17 protein-coding genes are annotated in these 20810 nt (G+C 59.8%); 9 read left to right on the forward strand and 8 right to left on the reverse strand.

Translation table 11 applies throughout. The features are described 5' to 3' along the window. Positions 1–473 precede the first annotated feature (473 nt). The 3 genes from ACR0IK_RS13855 (at position 474) to amaB (ending at position 3505) form a co-directional block, all read left to right on the forward strand. Positions 474–764 carry a hypothetical protein gene (locus ACR0IK_RS13855; protein WP_480641890.1) on the forward strand — a complete coding sequence of 97 codons (291 nt, stop codon included), beginning with the start codon at positions 474–476 and terminating at the stop codon, positions 762–764. Between the two features lie 119 nt (positions 765–883). Beyond that, positions 884–1990: a saccharopine dehydrogenase family protein gene (locus tag ACR0IK_RS13860; protein WP_480641891.1), complete on the forward strand. Its 1107-nt coding sequence runs from the start codon at positions 884–886 to the stop codon at positions 1988–1990. Between the two features lie 18 nt (positions 1991–2008). Then, positions 2009–3505 (forward strand): L-piperidine-6-carboxylate dehydrogenase, encoded by a 1497-nt coding sequence (amaB, locus tag ACR0IK_RS13865; protein WP_480642041.1) that lies wholly within the window; start codon positions 2009–2011, stop codon positions 3503–3505. 36 nt (positions 3506–3541) lie between these two features. On the opposite strand, the gene ACR0IK_RS13870 is transcribed toward amaB, so the two are convergent. Beyond that, a complete protein-coding gene (locus ACR0IK_RS13870) occupies positions 3542–5119 on the reverse strand; it encodes a DUF5928 domain-containing protein (RefSeq protein ID WP_480641892.1) in 1578 nt (525 codons plus the stop codon). 141 nt (positions 5120–5260) lie between these two features. Between ACR0IK_RS13870 and ACR0IK_RS13875 the strand changes: the two genes are divergently transcribed. Further along, positions 5261–6079 (forward strand): sulfotransferase family protein, encoded by an 819-nt coding sequence (locus ACR0IK_RS13875; protein ID WP_480641893.1) that lies wholly within the window; start codon positions 5261–5263, stop codon positions 6077–6079. A 196-nt stretch (positions 6080–6275) separates the two neighbouring features. Here ACR0IK_RS13875 and ilvD read toward each other — a convergent pair whose 3' ends face one another. Continuing rightward, positions 6276–8108 (reverse strand): dihydroxy-acid dehydratase, encoded by a 1833-nt coding sequence (gene ilvD / locus ACR0IK_RS13880; protein ID WP_480641894.1) that lies wholly within the window; start codon positions 8106–8108, stop codon positions 6276–6278. 107 nt (positions 8109–8215) lie between these two features. On the opposite strand from ilvD, the gene ACR0IK_RS13885 reads away from it, so the two are divergent. The 4 genes from ACR0IK_RS13885 (at position 8216) to ACR0IK_RS13900 (ending at position 11117) form a co-directional block, all read left to right on the forward strand. After that, the gene (locus ACR0IK_RS13885; protein ID WP_480594387.1) at positions 8216–8779 is read left to right on the forward strand and encodes a helix-turn-helix domain-containing protein; all 564 of its coding nucleotides are present in this window, start codon (positions 8216–8218) and stop codon (positions 8777–8779) included. Between the two features lie 56 nt (positions 8780–8835). Next, positions 8836–8997 carry a CBU_0592 family membrane protein gene (locus ACR0IK_RS13890; RefSeq protein ID WP_480641895.1) on the forward strand — a complete coding sequence of 54 codons (162 nt, stop codon included), beginning with the start codon at positions 8836–8838 and terminating at the stop codon, positions 8995–8997. Positions 8998–9078: 81 nt separating this feature from the next. After that, positions 9079–9933 carry a 3-mercaptopyruvate sulfurtransferase gene (gene sseA, locus ACR0IK_RS13895; RefSeq protein ID WP_480594389.1) on the forward strand — a complete coding sequence of 285 codons (855 nt, stop codon included), beginning with the start codon at positions 9079–9081 and terminating at the stop codon, positions 9931–9933. Continuing rightward, positions 9933–11117, forward strand: coding sequence for an amino acid aminotransferase (locus ACR0IK_RS13900; protein ID WP_480641896.1), 1185 nt, complete (start codon positions 9933–9935; stop codon positions 11115–11117). The genes sseA and ACR0IK_RS13900 overlap by 1 nt, the downstream gene beginning before the upstream one ends. 541 nt (positions 11118–11658) lie before the next feature. Here ACR0IK_RS13900 and amt read toward each other — a convergent pair. Continuing rightward, a complete protein-coding gene (gene amt, locus ACR0IK_RS13905) occupies positions 11659–12969 on the reverse strand; it encodes an ammonium transporter (protein WP_480594391.1) in 1311 nt (436 codons plus the stop codon). 33 nt (positions 12970–13002) lie between these two features. After that, positions 13003–13341: a P-II family nitrogen regulator gene (locus tag ACR0IK_RS13910; protein WP_058273036.1), complete on the reverse strand. Its 339-nt coding sequence runs from the start codon at positions 13339–13341 to the stop codon at positions 13003–13005. A 257-nt stretch (positions 13342–13598) separates the two neighbouring features. Between ACR0IK_RS13910 and ACR0IK_RS13915 the strand changes: the two genes are divergently transcribed. Continuing rightward, entirely contained in the window at positions 13599–15788 is a 2190-nt protein-coding gene (locus tag ACR0IK_RS13915; protein WP_480641898.1) for a transglycosylase domain-containing protein, read from the forward strand. 57 nt (positions 15789–15845) lie between these two features. Here ACR0IK_RS13915 and leuB read toward each other — a convergent pair whose 3' ends face one another. The 4 genes from leuB to ACR0IK_RS13935 all read right to left on the reverse strand — a co-directional run bounded on the left by leuB (position 15846) and on the right by ACR0IK_RS13935 (position 20800). Next, positions 15846–16949: a 3-isopropylmalate dehydrogenase gene (gene leuB, locus ACR0IK_RS13920; RefSeq protein WP_480641899.1), complete on the reverse strand. Its 1104-nt coding sequence runs from the start codon at positions 16947–16949 to the stop codon at positions 15846–15848. A gap of 121 nt (positions 16950–17070) precedes the next feature. After that, the gene (locus ACR0IK_RS13925; RefSeq protein ID WP_480641900.1) at positions 17071–17964 is read right to left on the reverse strand and encodes a LysR family transcriptional regulator; all 894 of its coding nucleotides are present in this window, start codon (positions 17962–17964) and stop codon (positions 17071–17073) included. Between the two features lie 980 nt (positions 17965–18944). After that, entirely contained in the window at positions 18945–19973 is a 1029-nt protein-coding gene (locus ACR0IK_RS13930; RefSeq protein WP_480641901.1) for an endonuclease/exonuclease/phosphatase family protein, read from the reverse strand. Further along, a complete protein-coding gene (locus ACR0IK_RS13935) occupies positions 19970–20800 on the reverse strand; it encodes a hypothetical protein (RefSeq protein ID WP_480594396.1) in 831 nt (276 codons plus the stop codon). The genes ACR0IK_RS13930 and ACR0IK_RS13935 overlap by 4 nt, the downstream gene beginning before the upstream one ends. Positions 20801–20810: the final 10 nt, after the last annotated feature.

The following is a 20810-nucleotide window of genomic DNA, read 5'->3' on the forward strand; positions in this document are numbered from 1 at the left end:
CTTTCTGCGTTGGCCGGGCCACGCGGTCGCAGTAAATTTTGCGAACAAAATGGCCCAATTGGCTGTACCGTAGCTTATTTGGGTACAAAAATCACGGATGTTCCTGATTTGACTGCACGAATTAACAAAGACGAAACATCACCGTTTTTCTGAGCTTTGATGTCAGATTCTGACAACCCTGTCTTCACAGTGAGAAGCTATAGTGTCTGGTGAAAACAGGAACATGCGAATAGCTGTTCGCCATGTCACTTCCATGAGCAAGGTCGTCTGACATGTCTTCCTTCCCCCGCCCCGAACTCGGACAGCCCTACCTGCTGACGCTGAGGCCACCGACGATTTCTTATTCCGGGAAACAGGCGATGCTGCGCGATTGATGCAACTGGAACGGCGATTTTCGCGCCACTACAGTCGAACTGCGCGCCCGGCTTCTGAACCTTCAGGGTGACGGCAAAGAAGCCTATGATTGTGTGTCCGTGCAGGGATCTGGCTTCTTCGCGATCGCGGCGATGTTGACCTCGATGATCTCATTTAACGGCAAGGCGCTTGTTCTGGCCGACGACCTGGCGATCACCTTTGTGGTTGCGGCCTTCTTGCAGGCGCTGACCGAAGCGGAGAGCTTCCGGGTTGGCTGCGTCGGTCGCATGGATGCGGACGTGATGCACGCCGTGGTTGCCGCCTGGAAACAGGCGCTGGTCGAGATGAACGCCGCCAGCACCACGCCCCCGGTCGAGGCGGTTGCGTCGTGCATGACGCAGATCGCTTGAGGCAAAGTGACGAAAGTATCGTCATAATGACGTAACTTTCGGCATTTTCGTCAAGATACCCTCTGCAGATTGAACAGCCCGCGCCTCATACTTTCAATAAACGAAAGAGGAGGCGCGTTTTGAGCTGGAACATTTGTGTCATAGGGGCTGGCAAGATCGGGCAGATGATCGCCAGCCTGCTGCAATCATCATCCAACTATTCGGTCACCGTGGCGGACCGGGATCTGGCCGCTTTGTCGGGGCTCAACAAGCAGGGGATTGCGACCCGGCAGATTGATGTGGCGGATGAGGCGCAACTGGCGCAGGGTCTGGCCGGGTTCGATGCCGTGATTTCGGCGGCGCCGTTTTTTCTGACCCCAAAGATTGCCCAAGCTGCCAAGGCCGCAGGCGCGCATTACTTTGATCTGACCGAAGATGTTGCCGCGACCAACGCCGTGCGTGAACTAGCCGGGAACAGCGCCACCGCCTTCATGCCGCAATGTGGGCTGGCTCCGGGATTTGTCGGCGTCGCCGGGGCGGCACTGGCGTCGGAATTCGACGAACTGGACAGCCTGCACATGCGGGTCGGGGCCTTGCCGCTCTATCCGACCAATGCGTTGAAATACAATCTGACATGGTCCACCGACGGGCTGATCAACGAATATTGCAACCCCTGCGATGCCGTCGTGAATGGTGAGCGTGTGAAAACCGCGCCGCTGGAAGACTATGAGATGCTGGGCCACGACGGGGTGGAATACGAATGCTTCAACACCTCGGGTGGGCTGGGCACCTTGCCGGAAACGCTTGATGGCAAGGCGCGGGCTGTCTCTTATCGCTCGATCCGGTACCCGGGCCATTGCGATATCCTGAAACTGCTGCTCAAGGATCTGGGGCTGGAACGCCGCCGGGATCTGCTGAAGGACATTTTTGAAACGGCGCTGCCACGCACTGATCAGGATGTGGTTCTGGTCTATTGCACCGCCAAGGGCCTGATCGACGGCTCTCTTCGCGAGAAATCCCTGATCAACAAGAGCTTTGCCCGCACGATCAACGGACAGGTCTGGAGCGCCATTCAGGTCACCACCGCCGCAGGTGTTCTGGGCGTGGTCGATCTGATGCGGGCGGGGTCGCTGCCCAGCACAGGCTTCGTCCGGCAGGAACAGGTGAACCTGTCCGATTTCCTCAACACTGAATTTGGCCGGCTCTATCGCGCTGGCGACGTAACCGAACAGAACAAGGCGGCCTGAGATATGAAAGACATCGTTATGACTGCGCAAACCACCCTTGCCAATCTGGACCTGACCGAGGCTGAACTGACCGGCGGAACTCTCAAGGTGACCTCGCCCATCGACGGGTCGATTCTGGCCGAAGTGCATGAGACACAGACCGCCGAAATGGACACGGTGTTCGCCAATGCTAAAGCGGCGTTCAAAGCATGGCGCACGGTCCCGGCTCCCCGTCGGGGTGAGTTAATCCGCCTGCTGGGCGAAGAATTGCGGGCCGCCAAGGAGGATCTGGGTGCGCTGGTCAGTTGGGAGGCGGGCAAGATCACCTCGGAAGGGCTAGGCGAAGTGCAGGAGATGATCGACATCTGCGACTTTGCTGTCGGCCTGTCGCGGCAGCTATACGGCCTGACCATCGCCTCGGAACGTCCCGGCCACCGGATGATGGAGACCTGGCACCCGGCGGGTCCTGTCGGTGTGATCTCGGCCTTCAATTTCCCGGTTGCGGTCTGGTCGTGGAACGCGGCGATTGCGCTGGTTTGTGGGGACACGGTGATCTGGAAACCGTCTGAAAAGACCCCGCTGACCGCGATGGCCTGCCAGAAGATTTTCGAACGTGCGCTGGCCCGGTTTGGCGATGCGCCCAACCACCTGCTGCAAACCCTGATCGGCGGTGCCGCGCTGGGCGAGGCGCTGGTGGCCAGCGAGGATGTGCCGGTCATCTCGGCGACGGGCTCGACCCGCATGGGCCGCGCTGTCGCGCCCATCGTGGCGCAGCGGTTCGGCAAGTGCATTCTGGAGCTTGGCGGCAACAATGCGATGATTGTTGGCCCCTCGGCCGATCTGGAAATGGCGGTGCGGGCGATCGTGTTCTCGGCTGTGGGTACTGCCGGTCAGCGCTGCACCACGCTGCGGCGGCTGATCGTGCACAAATCGATCCGCGCCGAACTGGTGAGCCGTCTGAAAAAAGCCTATGCCGGTCTGCCCATCGGCAACCCTCTGGTCGAGGGCACACTCATCGGCCCGCTGGTGGACGAGGCTTCGGGCGCGGCGATGACCACCGCGTTGGAGGCTGCAAAGGCCGAAGGCGGCACCGTGTTCGGCGGCGACCGGGTGACCGAAGACGTGCCCAACGGCGTCTATATGCAACCCGCCATCGTCGAGATGCCCGGTCAGACGGCCACGGTGAAGACCGAGACCTTTGCCCCCATCCTCTACGTTATGGAGTATGATGACTTCGACGATGCCATCGAGATACAGAACGACGTGCCGCAGGGCCTGTCGTCCTGCGTGTTCACGCTGAACATGCGCGAGGCCGAGCAGTTTCTGACCGCGGCCGGGTCCGACTGTGGGATCGCCAATATCAATATTGGCCCCTCGGGTGCCGAGATCGGCGGCGCCTTTGGCGGTGAAAAGGAAACCGGCGGCGGGCGCGAAAGCGGTTCGGACGCTTGGAAAGCCTATATGCGGCGTCAGACCAACACCGTGAACTACTCGTCCGAACTGCCACTGGCACAAGGCGTCAAATTCGACATCTGATCGAAGGACTCGGCGGTGCAAGAAGGCCCCGCCGGGTCAATCCGCAAACAGGTAATCCAGCCGCATCACGGCCTGTGCCTTGTCTTGTGACACACCCAGAAACTCGGCCACGGCTGCCTCGTTTTCGGCGCGCGGGCTGGTTTCCCGGATACGCAAATACCCGTCAAACCCGGCCCCGCGGATCAGTTCGGATTCATAGCTGAGTGAATTGCGCAACGTTGGCACAAGCCGTGCGACCGTTTCAGTGGGGCTGTTTTCGCCAGCCAGTCCGACCCGGCGGGCGTGACCGATCAGGTAGTCGTCTGAATACTCACATTCGATTTCCAAAACATGTGTCTTGGCCTGATCGGCGCAGAAATCCTGAATGATATCCAGGTTGGCCGGGTCCACGCAGAATACCAGCTTGTCGGTGCCGAAATGGTCGAACAACATCCGCACCACCGCGCGTCGGTGTCGAGAACGTTTGAGCAGAGTCGTTTCGATTCCGCCCATATCAGGCAGCGGGGTGTTTTCCTCGTTGAACAGGTATTCGACGCAAGGAACATCCGTCTCAGAACTAATCTGATCGACCAGCCGCTTGGCAACATGCCATTTTTTGCAGGCAATCAGATAAATTTCGCGTTCGGGGCCCAACGTATTGCCGGCCTCCCAAAACCGCTGTCCGAACCGGCGGCCAACCCGCCCGCGCCCGGTCAGGAAACCAAAGAGGTTGCGACCTTCGTCCGAGATTTTGAACTCGATACCTTCGCTGGCGTAGAGCTTGCCCAAACGCTCTTTCAGCTCATGCGCCTCGGCGCTGATTTTGCGGGCGAACAGGTAGTCCTGACCAAGCAACATGTCATAGTGGTCGTTGTAGAAGGTCACCGGCATCCCATAATCCGAGAACATCAGGAAAGTGGGGGTTCGGTTTTCAATCTCTTCCTTCGGGATCAGGTGGCGGACGAGGGTCTGGAAAAAGGTTTCATCCGGGATCCAGGTGGTCGAGAAAAAGCGTTTCACATCCGGGCGCTGCTGCAGGAAGTCGAGGATCATCTCGACCGTGCGGCGGCGCAGACACCACCATTGGCTGCCGATCATGACCTGAATATCCGCCGGTATGTCGCGGGTCAGGCCAAAGCGTTTCTGCAAGTCGTATGAGGTGTAGAACCGTTTGCTCTGGGTGCGTTCGTTGAAGAAATGGCGATAGATCAGCCGGTCGTCCTTCATGCCGGTCTTGATCCAGTTGCTGGCAAAGAAATCGTGGCTTTCGACATAGTCCTTGTCGTTTTCGTCCAGAAACCAATGGGCATATTCGGCCGTTTTGATCGCCATGCAATCGCCGGACAACATGTAGAAATGCGTGGCGCGGGGAAAGGCGTCGACGGCGGCCTGAAGGGCATTCAGCGTTGCCTGAACCAAAGACCATTCGCCCCAACCACACTTGATGCGTTTTGTTGCGAAAGCAACGTTCGGATTGTCTTTAAGCGCGGCGCGGATACTGTCATAGGCCGCAGCGTTGGCCCGCGCATCAAAGTGAATGGCCATACAGTCCCCGGCGGCGGTCAATTGCTCGGCCTGTGCAATGATTGCCTCTGGGTCTTTGTGGCACAAAAGAATATAGGCAATCTTTGCCATATCGAATCTATGATATCCGTTTTAGGCTGTTTGTTCCCTGATACTGAGGATGGGCGATTGAATAAACAGAATATTTTTGGTTTTTTGGGTGCAAAAGCAGGCAAGTTTAACGAGTTCTGATCTTTTAAGGAGGCGCAGTAAATGGGTTTTCCCGGTACATGGATGACCGAAAGTGAAAGCATGGTGTACCGTGTTGTGCCGAAATGCGCCTGTTCGACCATCGGGCAGATCATGTATTATTCGGACCATGGCCGGTTCTTTGATGGCGATATCCACGACGCAAAGGACGGGATGCACAAATGGGCATTCGACCATAGCCAGAACCGAATCTCGGGCAATATACGCAACCACGCGTCCTATTCCTTTACTTGCGTGCGCAATCCCTACACGCGAATTCTAAGTTCGTTCTTTGACAAGATCTGCGGCATTCAGCGGAACGGAAAACGTTACCGGGGCAATCTGGTCCCGACGCTGATTTACAATTACGGGATCGAAGTGGGGGGCGATGACGGCAAGGGAGAGTTCGACCAAATCGCCAGCTTCCGTCGCTTTCTTCTGTTCGCGCGGGATACGATCCGCTGGCGTAGGCCGATGGATCCCGACATCCATTGGTCGGCGATGTCAGGGCATGTCTCGACCTTCATCGCAAATGGTGGGCGGTATGACCGGATATTCTGGACCGAGAAGTTCAACGATGGGATGCAGGGTGTTCTGGACAATCTCGAAACACCGCACGCGGTGAACCTGTCAGACATCCCTCGGTTCAATGAATCCGAAGGCCACGGACCAAAACGCGGCCACCCGGTTGAAGATTATTTCGACGATCTGTCGATGCATCTGATGTATGAAATCTACAAACAGGATTTCGACCTGTTCAAATACGATTTCGAAAACCCGTCGAACAAGATGCCGATTGGTGAAATTGACCTGGATGAGGTCCACGCCAAACTCGGCGACTGACGCTGCCTCAGAGCGCTCCCGCCCGTCGTCAATGTCTCTGATGAGACATCTCCTCTGGTTGGGCCCGGCGCCGCGCTTTGCGCGGCGCCGGGCCCAAGGCCGAACGTGGCATCGGCATAGCCGATGGTGCGCTTCGGGCGCGGGAGCCTTTTGAGGTTGGAAGGAACCGGCCCAATCAGGGGCCGGTTCTTATCGATCAGACCTGACGTACGGCTCCTTTGGCAGCGCTGGTGGTCAGCTTGGCATAGGCCTTGAGCGCCGTGGACACCTTGCGCTTGCGCGGCTCGGCTGGTTGCCAGCCTTTTTCGTCCTGCTCTTCCCGGCGCGCCGCCAGTTCTTCGTCGGACACGTCCAGATGGATTGAACGGTTGGGGATATCGATTTCGATCTTGTCACCCTGGCGCACCAGCCCGATCTCTCCGCCCTCGGCGGCCTCTGGTGATACGTGACCGATCGACAGACCCGAAGTGCCGCCCGAGAAACGGCCGTCTGTCAGCAGGGCGCAGGCTTTGCCCAGCCCTTTGGATTTCAGATACGAGGTCGGGTACAGCATCTCTTGCATTCCCGGGCCCCCACGCGGACCTTCGTATCGGATGACCACAACGTCACCCGCTTCGACTTTGCCGGTCAGGATGTCGTTCACCGCCTGATCCTGGCTTTCGCAGACATAGGCCGTGCCGGTGAAGGTCAGGCTGGCCGGATCGACGCCTGCGGTTTTCACGATGCAGCCGTCACGTGCGATATTGCCGAACAGAACCGCCAGACCGCCGTCCTGACTGAAGGCGTGCTCTTTGCTGCGGATCACGCCGCCCTCGCGGTCGGTGTCCAGTTCCTTGTACCGGTTGGACTGGCTGAACGCTTGCGTGGTGCGGACGCCGCCGGGGGCGGCCTTGAACAACTCCTGCGCCTTCGGGTTGTTGGCGACCTTGATGTCCCAATTGGCAATCGCCTCACCCATGGTGCCGGAATGAACGGTGCTGCAATCTTCGTGCAGCAGGCCTGCCCGGCCAAGCTCACCGAGGATCGAGAAGATGCCACCGGCACGGTGGACGTCCTCCATATGCACGTTCTCAGTATTGGGCGCGACCTTGCACAGGCACGGCACCTTGCGGCTGAGGCGATCCATGTCGGACATGGTGAAATGCACCTCGCCTTCATGCGCGATGGCCAGCAGGTGCAGCACCGTGTTGGTCGATCCACCCATGGCGATATCCAGGCTCATTGCGTTCTCGAACGCCTCGAACGTTGCGATTTCGCGCGGCAGAAAGCCCTTTTCATTCAGGTCATAGTGGCGCTTGGTGATCTCGACGATGCGGCGACCAGCCTCAAGGAACAGCTCTTTGCGGTCGGCATGAGTGGCCAGGGTCGAACCGTTGCCCGGCAGCGCCAGACCCAGCGCCTCGGCCAGACAGTTCATCGAGTTTGCCGTGAACATGCCCGAGCACGACCCACAGGTGGGGCAGGCGTTTTCTTCGATGTGCTGAACCTGCTCATCGGAGAACTTGTCATCAGCGGCGGCGACCATCGCGTCGACGAGGTCGATTTTCTTGACGTCCAGATCCTCGATGTCGATCTTTCCGGCCTCCATCGGCCCGCCCGAGACAAAGATTGCCGGGATGTTCAGGCGCATTGCCGCCATCAGCATACCCGGAGTGATCTTGTCGCAGTTCGAGATGCAGACCATCGCGTCGGCACAATGGGCGTTGACCATGTATTCAACCGAATCCGCGATCACCTCGCGCGAGGGCAGCGAGTACAGCATCCCGTCATGGCCCATGGCGATGCCGTCATCCACCGCGATGGTGTTGAATTCTTTGGCGACGCCGCCTGCGGCCTCAACTTCGCGCGCAACCATCTGGCCCAGATCCTTCAGGTGCACGTGGCCTGGAACGAACTGGGTGAACGAGTTGACGATGGCGATGATCGGCTTGCCGAAATCGCTCTCGGTCATGCCGGTGGCGCGCCACAGGCCACGGGCACCGGCCATGTTGCGGCCATGAGTGGAGGTTCTGGATCGGTACATTGGCATGATGCTGTTTCCCTTTTGCCCCGGTTGCGATATGCGGGATATGTGCGTTATAGCGCACGTACCACATGTGCGCTATAACGCACAAGGGGATTCGAAAGACGATTGATATGGCACCGGACGAAATAACGCTGAAACTACGGGATGTGCGGGCGGCCTCGGGGTTGAGCCTGTCCAAGGTGGCCGAAATGACCGGCGTCAGCAAAGCCATGCTGGGCCAGATCGAGCGCGGCGAATCCAGTCCGACCATCGCGACGCTGTGGAAAATTGCCAAAGGGTTCCAACTGCCCCTCAGCGCTCTGATCGGCCCGGCGGCGTTGCGCGATACAGCCACACCGGACGTGTTTCGAACTGTGACTTTTCCCGGCAGCATCGAGGTCAAGATCGTCTTTCCCTTTGATCCTGCTTTGCGGGCTGAAACCTTTCACGTCGACCTCGCGCCGAACCAGAGCCACGAATCCGCCGCCCACGCTACAGGCGTAACCGAAGAGGTCTTTGTCCTGAACGGCTCGCTTGAGATTCTGCGGGATGGTGAGTGGGTGCCGCTGCAGGCCGGGCAGGGCCTTCGGTTTGCTGCAGACCTGCCGCATGGTTACCGAGCAGGCGATCAGGGGGCCGCGTTTCTGAACATGCACCACTACGCACAGCTCGATGCGCTGGCCGCAATCGGCTGAAACTGAACCCGCTAAGTTCGAGGGCAATCCATGGCCAGTATTCTGAATCTCTAACCTTGGCGGATGCAGTAGGTTCATTCGGTGCATTGGTCGTTGTGTCTGCGTACTTTGCCACGCAGATGCGAATGATGAATTCCAATGATCTGGCTTTTCCGGTGCTGAATCTGGCGGGGTCGATCCTGATCGTACAGTTTTTCCGCCTCAGGCGCCTGCGTTAGACAGACAACACCCCATCCAGCCTTGAACCCAAATGCGAGCGCGTATAGGGAAAAACCAAGCGCGCTTTTGGGGAGGCTTTGATGCAGGACGATCCGAAAACCCTCGTTTCAACCGAATGGCTTGCCGCCCATCTCAAGGACCCTGACCTGCGGGTTCTTGACGGGTCATGGTACCTGCCGCAGCATGGGCGCGACGCCAAGGCTGAATATGACGCGGGCCATATTCCCGGTGCCCGTTTCTTTGATATCGATGATATCGCTGATCACCGGTCGGACCTGCCGCATATGGCACCGCCGGTCGAGAAATTCATGTCGCGTCTGCGGGCGATGGGCGTGGGAGATGGCCATCAGGTGGTGGTCTATGATGGCTCGGGCCTGTCTTCGGCCGCGCGGGTGTGGTGGATGTTCCGCCTGATGGGGCAGGACAACATTGCCGTGCTCGACGGTGGATTCCCGAAATGGCAGGCCGAAGGGCGTGAAATCGAGGATCTGCCCCCCGTGATCCGTGATCGCCATATGACCGTGCGGGTTCAGAACCACCTTGTGCGTGATGTTACGCAGGTCTCTGCCGCCGCCAAGCTGGGCGATCATGAAATCATCGACGCCCGCGCGGCGGGCCGGTTCACCGGGACAGACCCTGAGCCGCGCGAAGGGCTGCGATCAGGTCGCATCCCCGGATCACGCAACGTGCCATTTGGTGCATTGCTGAACAAGAACCACACGATGAAGTCGCCCGACGAGTGCCGCGCCGTGTTCGAGGCCGCAGGTGTAGACCTGTCGAAACCGGCCATCACATCCTGTGGGTCGGGCGTGACCGCCGCCATCCTCAGCCTGGCGCTCGAGCGCTTGGGCAAGAAAGACCATTCGCTTTATGACGGCTCCTGGGCTGAATGGGGTGCCTTCCCGACCCTGCCCGTCGCAACCGGAGAGAACTGATGTTCGAGAACCTCAAACCGCAGCCCGCCGACAAGATTCTGGCGCTGATGCAGATGTACCGCGAAGACCCGCGCGATCAGAAGATCGACCTGGGTGTTGGCGTTTACAAGAATGCCGAGGGCATCACCCCGGTTATGCGCGCGGTCAAGGCCGCGGAAAAGCGCATCTGGGAAGAGCAGGAGACCAAGGCTTATACCGGTCTGGCCGGTGATCCCGCCTATGCCGATGCGATGATTGGCCTGATCCTTGATACGTCTGTGCCGCGCAGCAACATCGCCGCCGTGGCGACCCCGGGCGGCACCGGCGCCTGTCGGCAAGCGTTCGAGATGATCCGCATGGCCAACCCTTCGGCGCGTGTTTTCGTGTCGAACCCGACCTGGCCGAACCACCTGTCGATCCTGAACTATCTGGGCATGGAAACGGTCCAGTACCGTTACTTCGATGGCGAGACCCGTGGCGTTGATTTCGACGGCATGGTCGAGGACCTGAAAACCGCCAAGGCGGGCGACGTGGTTCTGCTGCACGGTTGCTGCCACAACCCCACCGGCGCCAACCTGAACATGGTGCAGTGGCAAGAGGTCGTGAACATCATCAACGAGCTTGGCCTCTTGGCGATGATCGACATTGCCTATCAGGGCTTTGGTGACGGTCTGGAGGAGGACGCGCAGGCGACCCGTCTGGTGGCCTCGTCGGTCAAGCGTTGCCTGATCGCGGCGTCCTGTTCGAAGAATTTCGGCGTTTACCGTGAACGCACCGGCCTGCTGATGGCGATCAGCGATGATGCGGCGCAAACGGCTCTGAATCAGGCGACTCTGGCGTTTCTGAACCGCCAGAACTACTCCTTCCCACCCGATCACGGCGCGCGGGTGGTGACCACGATCCTGACCGACGACGACCTGCGCGCCGATTGGGCCGCCGAGTTGGAAGAGGTCCGCCTGTCCATGCTGGGCCTGCGCCAGCAACTGGCCGACGAGCTGCAGCGCCTGAGCGGGTCTGACCGGTTTGGGTTCATCGCCCAGCACCGCGGCATGTTCTCGCGCCTGGGTGCTGCACCGGAACTGGTCGAACAACTGCGCAACGATCACGGCATCTACATGGTCGGCGACAGCCGCCTGAACATCGCCGGTCTGAACGCAATCACCGTGCCGATTCTGGCGAAGGCAATTGTCGACGTTGGCGTCTAAGCCACCCACCATAGAATGACAAAGGCCGCGCTGCACAGCGCGGCTTTTTTATTTCAGCGAAATCGGCCATTTTTGTCGGGCCACGTCCATATATTCGGGTCGCTGGAGATTGCATCGACAACCTGCAAAGCGCGCGCGTGTACTTGGTCGTTCCTCCAAGCTCATGTGTTCAGTTTCTATTCTAACAAGGTAGTTCACGACTTCTTCTTGGGGGATTCCTCTTCTGATTTGGCTAGCAGCTTGAACCAGATAGGAATCGTATTCGTCGGCGAAGGGCAAGCAATCCTCTTCGTTCCAATTCTCATCAGGACGCAAAAGACCAATAGGGTCCCAAAGCCTCCACCCTATGTCGCGTAGGCGGGAAAGTTTGATGCGAGGTTGCGGAGTCAGCTTCATCTTTGGTGCCGTAATAAAGTGATTTGCCCGACAATCTCACAACGATCTGACTAAGGTAAGCCGTTTCATGCAAGTTGTAACTACTTAAAGTAAAAAGAAAAAGCCGGGCGCGAACGCCCGGCCTTCGAGTGGTTAACTCAGGTTTTCAGCCCTTCGAGAACTCAGGATATGCTTCCATACCCAGTTCCGCCATGTCGAGGCCGTTGATCTCGTCTTCTTCGCTGACGCGGATGCCAACCGTCGTCTTCAGAATTGTCCACAGGACCAACGCACCAACAAATGTGAACACGCCATAAGCTACAATACCGGTCAGTTGGGTGATCAGGTTTGCCTCGCCGTAGAAAATCACGGCGATGGTGCCCCAGATGCCTGCGAACAGGTGAACCGGGATGGCACCGACAACGTCGTCGATTTTGAACTTGTCCAGCATCGGAACCGCGAAGACCACGATGATGCCGCCAACTGCACCGATCCACAGCGCTCCGAACAGGGTCGGGGCAAGCGGCTCTGCGGTGATCGAGACCAGACCGGCCAGCGCGCCGTTCAGCACCATGGTCAGGTCAGGTTTCTTGTACAACACCTGCGTCATGATCAGGGCTGCGATAGCACCAGATGCGGCGGCCATGTTGGTGTTGGCGAAGATGCGGGACACGTCGGATATGTCACCCACGGTGCCCATCGCCAGTTGCGAGCCGCCGTTGAAGCCAAACCAGCCCAGCCAAAGGATGAATGTACCCAGAGTTGCCAGCGCCAGATTAGAGCCGGGCATCGGGTGAACTTTGCCGTCTTTGTACTTACCAATGCGGGGGCCAAGGATCAGGCAGCCCGCCAGAGCGGCCCAGCCGCCGACCGAATGCACAACGGTCGAACCGGCGAAGTCGGAAAAGCCCATGGCATCCAGCCAGCCGCCGCCCCATTTCCACGACCCCGAGATCGGGTAGAGGATACCAGTCAGCACGATGACGAAGACCAGGAAGGGCCACAGCTTTATGCGCTCGGCCACGGCACCGGACACGATGGACGCGGTTGCCGCCACAAAGACCAGCTGGAAGAAGAAGTCCGAACCGATAGACGCGTAATCTAACGCCGCGTCCGCGGGCGCAACACCCACGGCATCAAGCACGGTCGGGCCGCCAAGGGCAAAGAAACCATTGAAGTCGCCCGGGTACATCGTGTTGAAGCCGATCAGCCAGTACATGATCGCGGCAATCGAAAACAGCGCGATGTTCTTGATCATCTGCATGGCAACGTTCTTGGAACGCACCAGACCGCCCTCGAGCATGGCAAATCCTGCAGCCATGAAGAAGACAAGAAAGCCTGCCATCAGGAACAGCAGGGTGGTAAAAATATACTGGGTGTGCAGCGCAGCTTCGCCCTCGGCGGCCTCTTGCGCCAGACCCATCTGCGGCAGCACGACAAGCGCGGCGGCAGGGATGAGAGATTTCATCAGGTTCATGTGACTTCCTCGAATGTATGTGAGTGGCGACGCTTACAGCGCCTCTTCGTTCGTTTCCCCGGTCCGCACGCGCAGGGCCTGCTCGACATCGAGGACGAAAATCTTGCCGTCACCGATCTTGCCGGTTTTGGCGGTTTTGGTGATGGTTTCGACGATCTGGTCCGCCATCGTGGCGGGAACCACGATTTCCAGTTTGATCTTGGGTACGAAATTCACGGCGTATTCGGCGCCGCGATAGATTTCCGTGTGACCGGATTGCGAGCCGAAGCCCTTGATTTCGGTCACCATCATGCCGCGTACGCCTGCCTCGGTCAGTGCTTCGCGCACCTCCTCGAGCTTGAACGGCTTGATTGTCGCAATGATCAGTTTCACGTTCTTCCCCTCTGCTTCCCGGTCTGTCCGGTTTGTTTGCACCTGCAGAAAAAAGCGCACCTTCGCGTGGTAAGGAACGGTCCGGGTGATGAAGTGTTGGGGAAATTGGCGGCAAGTTGCACAATTTTTGCACATAAAACAGTGAATGATGAAAAAATAGGCAAATTAAGGAGGGCGGCTTCCTGAATTTCCGCCCTAAACTTCACCGGTGTGTCAGGGTATGGTGCGTCAAAATGATAACCGGGCAGAGTTTGAGCATGACTGAGTCCAGGCGCCGAAAGGCTCCGCTTGTCGCGGACAAGAGATACCCGTCGAAAGGGCGTAAGCCCACGGCGACCAAGCGGGCTGCGAAGCCCGCGGGAAAGAAGGCGACCGCGCGCAAGACGACGACCCGCAAGACCACCCGGAAGAAGACGCGCCGGAAATCCGGTGGCGGCGGTGGCGGCGGGTTTTTCCGTCGGCTGTTCCGCTGGATTTGGCGGTTGATCTGGGGGGTTACGTGGCGCGTGGGTGCTGTGGCCGCCCTGCTGCTGGCGCTGGCCGTTGGGGTTGTCTACACTTCGCTGCCTGATGTGGATGCTTTGCTGGATGGCCGGGCACGGGGCTCGGTCACGTTGCTGGACCGCGATGGCAAGGTCTTTGCCTGGCGCGGGGATCAGTTTGGCGGGGTGATCACCGCCGACACCGTCTCGCCGCATCTGAAAAACGCCGTGGTCGCGACCGAGGACAAACGATTCTATCGCCATTTCGGCGTCAGCCCGCGGGGTGTCGCCAGCGCGGTTCGAATCAACCTCAGCGAAGGGCGCGGGCCGTTGTCCGGCCATGGTGGCTCGACCATAACGCAACAAACCGCCAAGCTGTTGTGCCTGGGTGTGCCGTATGTGCCCAGCGAGTGGGAGTCCGAGGCCGCCTATGAGGCCGATTGCCGTCAGGGCTCGCTGTGGCGCAAGGCCAAGGAAGCGGTCTATGCGATGGCGATGGAGGTGAAATATTCCAAGGATGAAATCCTCACCATCTATCTGAACCGCGCCTTCCTTGGCGCCGGTGCCCGCGGATTCGAGGCCGCGAGCCAGCGGTATTTCGGCATTTCGGCTGCCGAGGTGAACCCGGCGCAGGCGGCGATGCTTGCCGGTTTGCTGGTGGCGCCCTCACGCTATGCGCCCACCAACAACCTGCAGCGCTCGCAGGATCGGGCGCAGCTAGTGATCGGGTTGATGGAGGCGCAGGGTTTTCTGACAACCGCGCAGGCCAGCAATGCACGCAACAATCCAGCGGAACTGTCCGAGGCCGCAGCAGCGCGGGCGGGCGGCTATTTCGCCGATTGGGTGATCACCGAACTACCCAGCTATTTTGGCACAGACACCACCGATGATGTGGTGATCCGCACCACACTGGACCAGCGGCTGCAGAAATCGGCCGAAGAGGCGCTGAAATACATCTTCCAGGAAAAGGTGCGAGAAGGCTCCAAGGCGCAGGCCGCGATTGTGGTGATGTCGGCGGATGGCGCCGTGCGGGCCATGGTCGGTGGACGCAAGACGCGGGTATCCGGCGCGTTCAACCGCGCCACGCAGGCATTGCGTCAGACCGGGTCTTCGTTCAAGCCGTTTGTTTATGCCACAGCGCTTGAACTTGGCTATTCACCGCTGGATACGGTCGTGGATGAACCCTATTGCGTCAACATCCCCGGATCAGGCCAGTGGTGCCCCAAGAACTATACCCACAAGTATTATGGTCGGGTGACGCTGGCGGATGCGCTGAAGAACTCTCTGAACATCCCGGCCGTGAAAGTGGCCGAGGTAGCCGGGCTGGACAATGTGCGTACCGTGGCCAGCGAGTTCGGCATCGAAAGCAACCTCGCCGAAGGTCCGGCGCTTGCACTGGGCGCATCGGAAAGCACTCTGATCGAGATGACCGGGGCCTATGCCGGTATCCTGAACGGCGGCTCGGCTGTGGAACCTTTCGGTCTGTCCGAACTGAAACTGCTGGGTGATAACACGCCCTTGATCCAGACCAGCACGGGCATTGGTGAGCGGGTGATCAACGATAAGGCCGCCAAGCAGCTGACATGGATGATGGAGCGCGTGGTGTCCGAAGGCACTGGCGGGCGCGCCAAGCTGCCCGGATGGCAGGTGGCAGGCAAGACCGGCACCACCCAGGCTGCACGGGACGCTTGGTTCATCGGCTTCACCGCAGACTACGTGGCGGGTGTCTGGATGGGTTATGACGACAACACGCCGCTGTCCGGTGTGACCGGCGGTGGATTGCCTGCGGAAATCTGGAAAGAAACCATGCTGCGTGTGACCGAAGGGATGACCCCCACGCCGCTGCCGATGTTGGCCCCCGATCCGCCCGTGCGGACGGCGCAGCCCCGGCAGCAGCGTCGCAAGCAACAGACCGGTCTGGACAGGGCCATCAACAACCTGCTGAACAATATCTTCGGCAACTGAGGTAAAAAAAAAGGCGGTGCATCATGCACCGCCTTTCTGTTGAAGCCTGAAACCGGATCAGAGGCTTTCGTCCAGCGCCGCCAGAATCGCGTCGCCCATTTCCGTGGTCGAGACCGGCTGAACGCCTTCATCGGCGAGCAGATCGCCGGTGCGGACACCATCGGCCAGAACTTTCTCGATCGCGGCTTCCAGACGGTCGGCCTCGGCGCCCTGGTCAAAGCTGTAACGCAGTGCCATGGCAAAGCTGAGGATACAGGCGATCGGATTGGCCTTGCCCTGACCCGCGATGTCCGGGGCCGAGCCGTGGACCGGTTCGTACATCGCCTTGGGGCGGCCATTGGCCATCGGCGCGCCCAGAGATGCCGATGGCAGCATGCCCAGCGAACCGGTCAGCATCGCGGCACAGTCCGACAAGATATCGCCGAACAGGTTGTCTGTGACGATGACGTCGAACTGCTTGGGTGCGCGCACCAACTGCATCGCGCCGTTGTCGGCATACATGTGGGTCACTTCAACCTCGGGGTACTCCTTGGCCACTCGGTCCACGACCTCGCGCCACAGGATACCGGCCTCCATCACGTTGGCCTTTTCCATCGAGCACAGCTTCTTGTTCCGGCGCATCGCCAGTTCAAAGGCCGAGCGCGCGGCGCGTTCGATCTCGGATTCGGTGTAGCGCTGGGTGTTGATGCCGACGCGTTCGTTGCCTTCTTCGAAAATACCGCGCGGCTCGCCGAAATAGACGCCCGAAGTCAGTTCGCGCACGATCATGAGGTCGAGGCCCGCGACGATGTCCTTTTTCAGCGACGAGAAATCGGCCAGCGCGTCAAAGCACTGCGCCGGTCGCAGGTTCGAATACAGGTCCATTTCCTTGCGCAGGCGCAGCAGACCGCGCTCAGGCTTCAGGCTGAAATCCAGATCGTCGTATTTTGGGCCGCCCACAGCACCCAGCAGAACCGCGTCGACCTCTTGCGCCTTGGCCATGGTTTCATCCGACAGCGGCTTGCCATGCGCGTCGTAGGCGGCACCGCCGACCAGATCCTCGCTCACGTCGAATTCCAGGCCGCGGTTCACACCGAACCAGTCGATTACGCGGCGCACTTCGGCCATGACTTCGGGGCCAATTCCGTCTCCGGGCAGGATGAGGAGCGAGGGTTTGGACATGAAGGATCTCCTTGCGTTTCGTCGCAATGGCCCTAGCGCCTGCGCCGCATCGGGTCAATGAGACGAACCGGTCTTTGTGTGCCGGAAATCTGGTTTCCGGGTCGAAACAACCGCAATTCGGTCAAAGTCCGGCCTTCAACCCCTCGGCCAGCAAGTCCCAGACGCGCCGGATTCGGGGCGTCTGGCGCATCGCTTGTGGTGCGGCCAGCCAGACGGGCAGCGGTTCAATCTCGACATCCAGATCCAGTACCTCGACGTCCGGATCAGCCTCGGCCACCTGAATCTGCGAAAACCCGATACCGCACCCGGCCCGGATCAGTTGCCAATAGGCGCTTTGCAGGTCGCATCTGGTGGCAAAACTGTTTTTGCTGGCGGGCCAGCCCCGTTGCTGCATCTTTTTGATAATCTGCTCGTTGGCGTCAAAGCCGACCAGATCGTGATTGAACAGGTCCTTGGGATTTTGGGGTCGCCCGGCCCGATCCAGATAGGCCCGGGAGGCGCAAAAGCACAGGTTCACATCCCCCAGATAGCGCGAAATGATGTCCATCTGCGCGGGGCGGTACATGCGTACTGCGATATCGGCTTCGCGATACAGCAGATTCTCGGTGGTGTCCGTGGCCACCAGTTCAAGCTGGATCGCCGGTTCCAAAGCGCGGATCTGCGCCAGAATCGGCGGCAGCAGGTGGTGCGAGGCAAAGACCGAAGCGGTGATGCGCACCGACCCCTCCAACTGCTGCGACTGACCCGCAGCTGCCAGGCTGAACGATGTCATGGCGCTATGCATCTGCTGCGCCATCGGCAACAGTTGCGTGCCCACCTCGCTGAGTTTCAGTCCGCGCGCGTGGCGGTCGAACAGGGACACACCCAGCTCATCCTCAAGAGCGTGGATCTGGCGTCCCAGCGTGGGCTGGCTGCGGTCCAGCTGCCGCGCCGCCGCCGACAGAGAGCCGGTTTCGGCCACCGCCAGAAAGCTTTGAATCAGGGACCAGTCGGCATGGGTGAGTGATTTGTCCATTCAAATATGAATACACGTTCTGCATTTCCCGGCAATTGCTCGTTTGATTTGAATTGGTAGTTTCGATTTGAAAGGAGCTTCTCATGACGCAAACCGCTCTTATCCTTGGTGCAACCGGCCGTTTTGGACGAAACGCCATGGCCGCCTTTCGAAACGCGGGGTGGGTCGTTCGCACCTTTGACCGCACAACCGACAGGCTGGGGCAGGCCGCGCAAGGCGCAGATGTGATCGTAAACGCCTGGAACCCGCCCTATCCGGATTGGCAGGCACAAGTGCCACAGCTGACCCGGCAGGTCATTTCGGTTGCGCGGGACACAGGAGCGACGGTCATCATCCCGGGCAATGTCTATGTCTTCGGGGCCGACCTGCCGGGGCCGTGGTCAGCGGGTACGCCACATCTGGCCCAAAACCCTCTGGGCCGGCTTCGGATCGAGATGGAGGAAGCCTATCGCGCGTCGTCCGTGCGCACAATCGTCCTGCGCTCGGGAGACTATCTTGACACATGTGCGTCAGGGAACTGGTTTGACCGGGTGATGACCAAATCCTTGTCGCGGGGGCGTTTCATCTATCCCGGAAATCCCAACATCGCCCATGCCTGGGCTTATTTGCCCGATCTTGCGCGTGCGGCGGTTGTCCTCGCCGAGATGCGCAAGAGACTGCCCCGTTTTTGCGATGTTCCTTACGAGGGGTATACGGTGACCGGTTCCGAAATGGCACAGGCACTGTCGCGGGTCACGGGTCGGCACGTTTCTGTACGCCGGATGAACTGGCTGCCGATCCAGCTAGCCCGTCCCGTCTGGCGGTTGGCGCCCCATCTGCTTGAGATGCGGTATCTTTGGAACACTCCGCACAGTCTTGAGGGTTTGTTTTTCCGAGAATTGGTCGGGGATTTTCCGCGTACGGACCTGGCCGATGCGCTCAAACAGGCGATTCCCGGTGCGTTGCGATCGGATGCGGTTCTGGTCCATGCCTCACCGCCGCTAGGGCGCGTTTATGTCAACCCAGACCAGCCGGTGCCTGCTGGCCTGACCAGCGGCAGCGCGCAAAGGCGAACCCGAAGCAGGCCAGAACACGCCCGCGCCTGTCACCTTCAGGTCGATTGAGGGCAGCACGTAATCCACCCGCATCTCTCCCACCGCTTTCCATTCTACGGTGGTCAGTTTGCCCGACACGTCAGTGGGGCGCGGGTCTTGCAGGCGGGGGTTCGCTAAAAGGGTCTGGATCGCTTCCCTTTGGCCTTCGCCCCGTTCGGGGTCCAGATTGGCGTCCCCGGCGATGACAAACGAGCCTTCAGGCTTGCGCCCCAGCTTACCGTCCAGTACCGCGGACCAGAGGCGAATTTCATCGCGGTTGCGCAGCCCGTTGCGGTCTTCGGGGCCGTCAAACACCGGCGGCGCGGCGTGAAAGGTCAACAGGTCCAGTGCGCCGATAGGCGTGTCCACCGGCACGATCCAATGAGCCACGGAGGACAGGCGCTGGATGCTCTGCGCCTCTTCCGAGGGGAAAGGGCCGTCGACCGTGACCGGCATCTGCGCGCCGGGCAGGTCGCGCCATAGCAAATCGGTGAACACCTGTGCGCTGTCGGAGTGAATCGGGTATCGCGACAGCACCGCAAGCCCGCCCTGTCCGGTGAACCGGCCCCAGCCCTGCGCGTCTGCCGGCCCATGGGCGCGGCCATCTCCGTTCAGGTCCAGCGGGGTTTCGAGCCCGGCATTGGGCTGCGCGGCAAAGTGATAAGGGTAGTCCAGCCCGGCGGCGCGCAAGTTTTCGGCCAGCGCGATCAGAGTCTCTGCGTTGAGGTCCCAGTCGATACCCTGCAGGGCGATGATATCCGGTTGCGCGGCCACCAGAACCTCAACCACCGCCTGCACCTGCGGATCACCGCGCCTTATGTCCCGCAACAGCAGGCCCGGTCCGTCGCGGCTGAGTTCCGTGTTGTAAGAGGCGATACGTACCGTCTGTGCCTGTGCCATCACCGGTAACAGCAGCAGCAGCAGGATTCGGATCATGCGGCCTGCGTGGACTCGGCGGTGGAATAGGCGCGGCGCTTTTCGACGATCAGATTGGCGATACGCAGAGTTGCCATACCGCGCATGATCATGCTGGCGGGCAGAAAGGCCCAGGCGCTCATGGTCCAGATCAGGGTCTGTGGGTTGCTCAGCGAGATTGGGCTGGCATAGTCAGTCAGCAACTTGATCAGAGCCGGGATCAGAAAGGGCAGCAGTACCCCGATCGAGATGTTCAGCCGTCCGTCCCGTTGCAGGCGGGTGACGACGTCCCCGCCCTTGGTCGGATCGAACAGCGGCAGGTTGGTCCAAACGTTGAAGGCGCCGTTGCCTGTCGGCCAGCCGCGCATTTTCACCGCGTAGGCAAAGCTGCCGATGGTCACCAGCGCGGCGACATAGGCCACACTGGCCGCGATGCGCACCAGCTCGATCAGCGGTGCACTGGCGTCTGCGGGCAGCATCAGAACCACCAGCCGGACCGGAGAATAGGGGAAGTCGACCACATTCGCGATGCCCAGTCCCAGTGAATAGAAAACTGTGGTCAGGCTGCTGGGCGCGTAGGCGTTCTTACAGATCAGCGTCAGGAACATGATCATCGACATCAGCCCGACAAACCGCAGTCGGTTCACCGGCGGCGCGTCGCGGAATTCGATAAAGCTGGGAAAGGCCGAGTTGTATTCGGCAAAGGTCAGAAAGAATGCGAGAATGGCGAGAAAGACGACAATCTCGGTCCCATTCGTTGACGATACGGGCAGGTACAACGCGGGGGTCAGCACCATCAGTGCGACCAATATTCCCCGAATCGCCGCCCCTGTTGTGCGCGCAATCACTATCCGAACC

The sequence above is a fragment of the Ruegeria sp. BF7 genome (genome assembly GCF_056538605.1).

What these genes read in the sequence shown, in the direction of transcription:
- amaB (WP_480642041.1), top strand. Translation starts at nt 2,009, where the DNA reads ATGACTGCGCAAACCACCCTTGCCAATCTGGACCTGACCGAGGCTGAA.
- ACR0IK_RS13870 (WP_480641892.1), bottom strand. Translation starts at nt 5,119, where the DNA reads ATGGCAAAGATTGCCTATATTCTTTTGTGCCACAAAGACCCAGAGGCA.
- ACR0IK_RS13875 (WP_480641893.1), top strand. Translation starts at nt 5,261, where the DNA reads ATGGGTTTTCCCGGTACATGGATGACCGAAAGTGAAAGCATGGTGTAC.
- ilvD (WP_480641894.1), bottom strand. Translation starts at nt 8,108, where the DNA reads ATGCCAATGTACCGATCCAGAACCTCCACTCATGGCCGCAACATGGCC.
- ACR0IK_RS13885 (WP_480594387.1), top strand. Translation starts at nt 8,216, where the DNA reads ATGGCACCGGACGAAATAACGCTGAAACTACGGGATGTGCGGGCGGCC.
- sseA (WP_480594389.1), top strand. Translation starts at nt 9,079, where the DNA reads ATGCAGGACGATCCGAAAACCCTCGTTTCAACCGAATGGCTTGCCGCC.
- ACR0IK_RS13900 (WP_480641896.1), top strand. Translation starts at nt 9,933, where the DNA reads ATGTTCGAGAACCTCAAACCGCAGCCCGCCGACAAGATTCTGGCGCTG.
- amt (WP_480594391.1), bottom strand. Translation starts at nt 12,969, where the DNA reads ATGAACCTGATGAAATCTCTCATCCCTGCCGCCGCGCTTGTCGTGCTG.
- ACR0IK_RS13915 (WP_480641898.1), top strand. Translation starts at nt 13,599, where the DNA reads ATGACTGAGTCCAGGCGCCGAAAGGCTCCGCTTGTCGCGGACAAGAGA.
- leuB (WP_480641899.1), bottom strand. Translation starts at nt 16,949, where the DNA reads ATGTCCAAACCCTCGCTCCTCATCCTGCCCGGAGACGGAATTGGCCCC.
- ACR0IK_RS13925 (WP_480641900.1), bottom strand. Translation starts at nt 17,964, where the DNA reads ATGGACAAATCACTCACCCATGCCGACTGGTCCCTGATTCAAAGCTTT.
- ACR0IK_RS13930 (WP_480641901.1), bottom strand. Translation starts at nt 19,973, where the DNA reads ATGATCCGAATCCTGCTGCTGCTGCTGTTACCGGTGATGGCACAGGCA.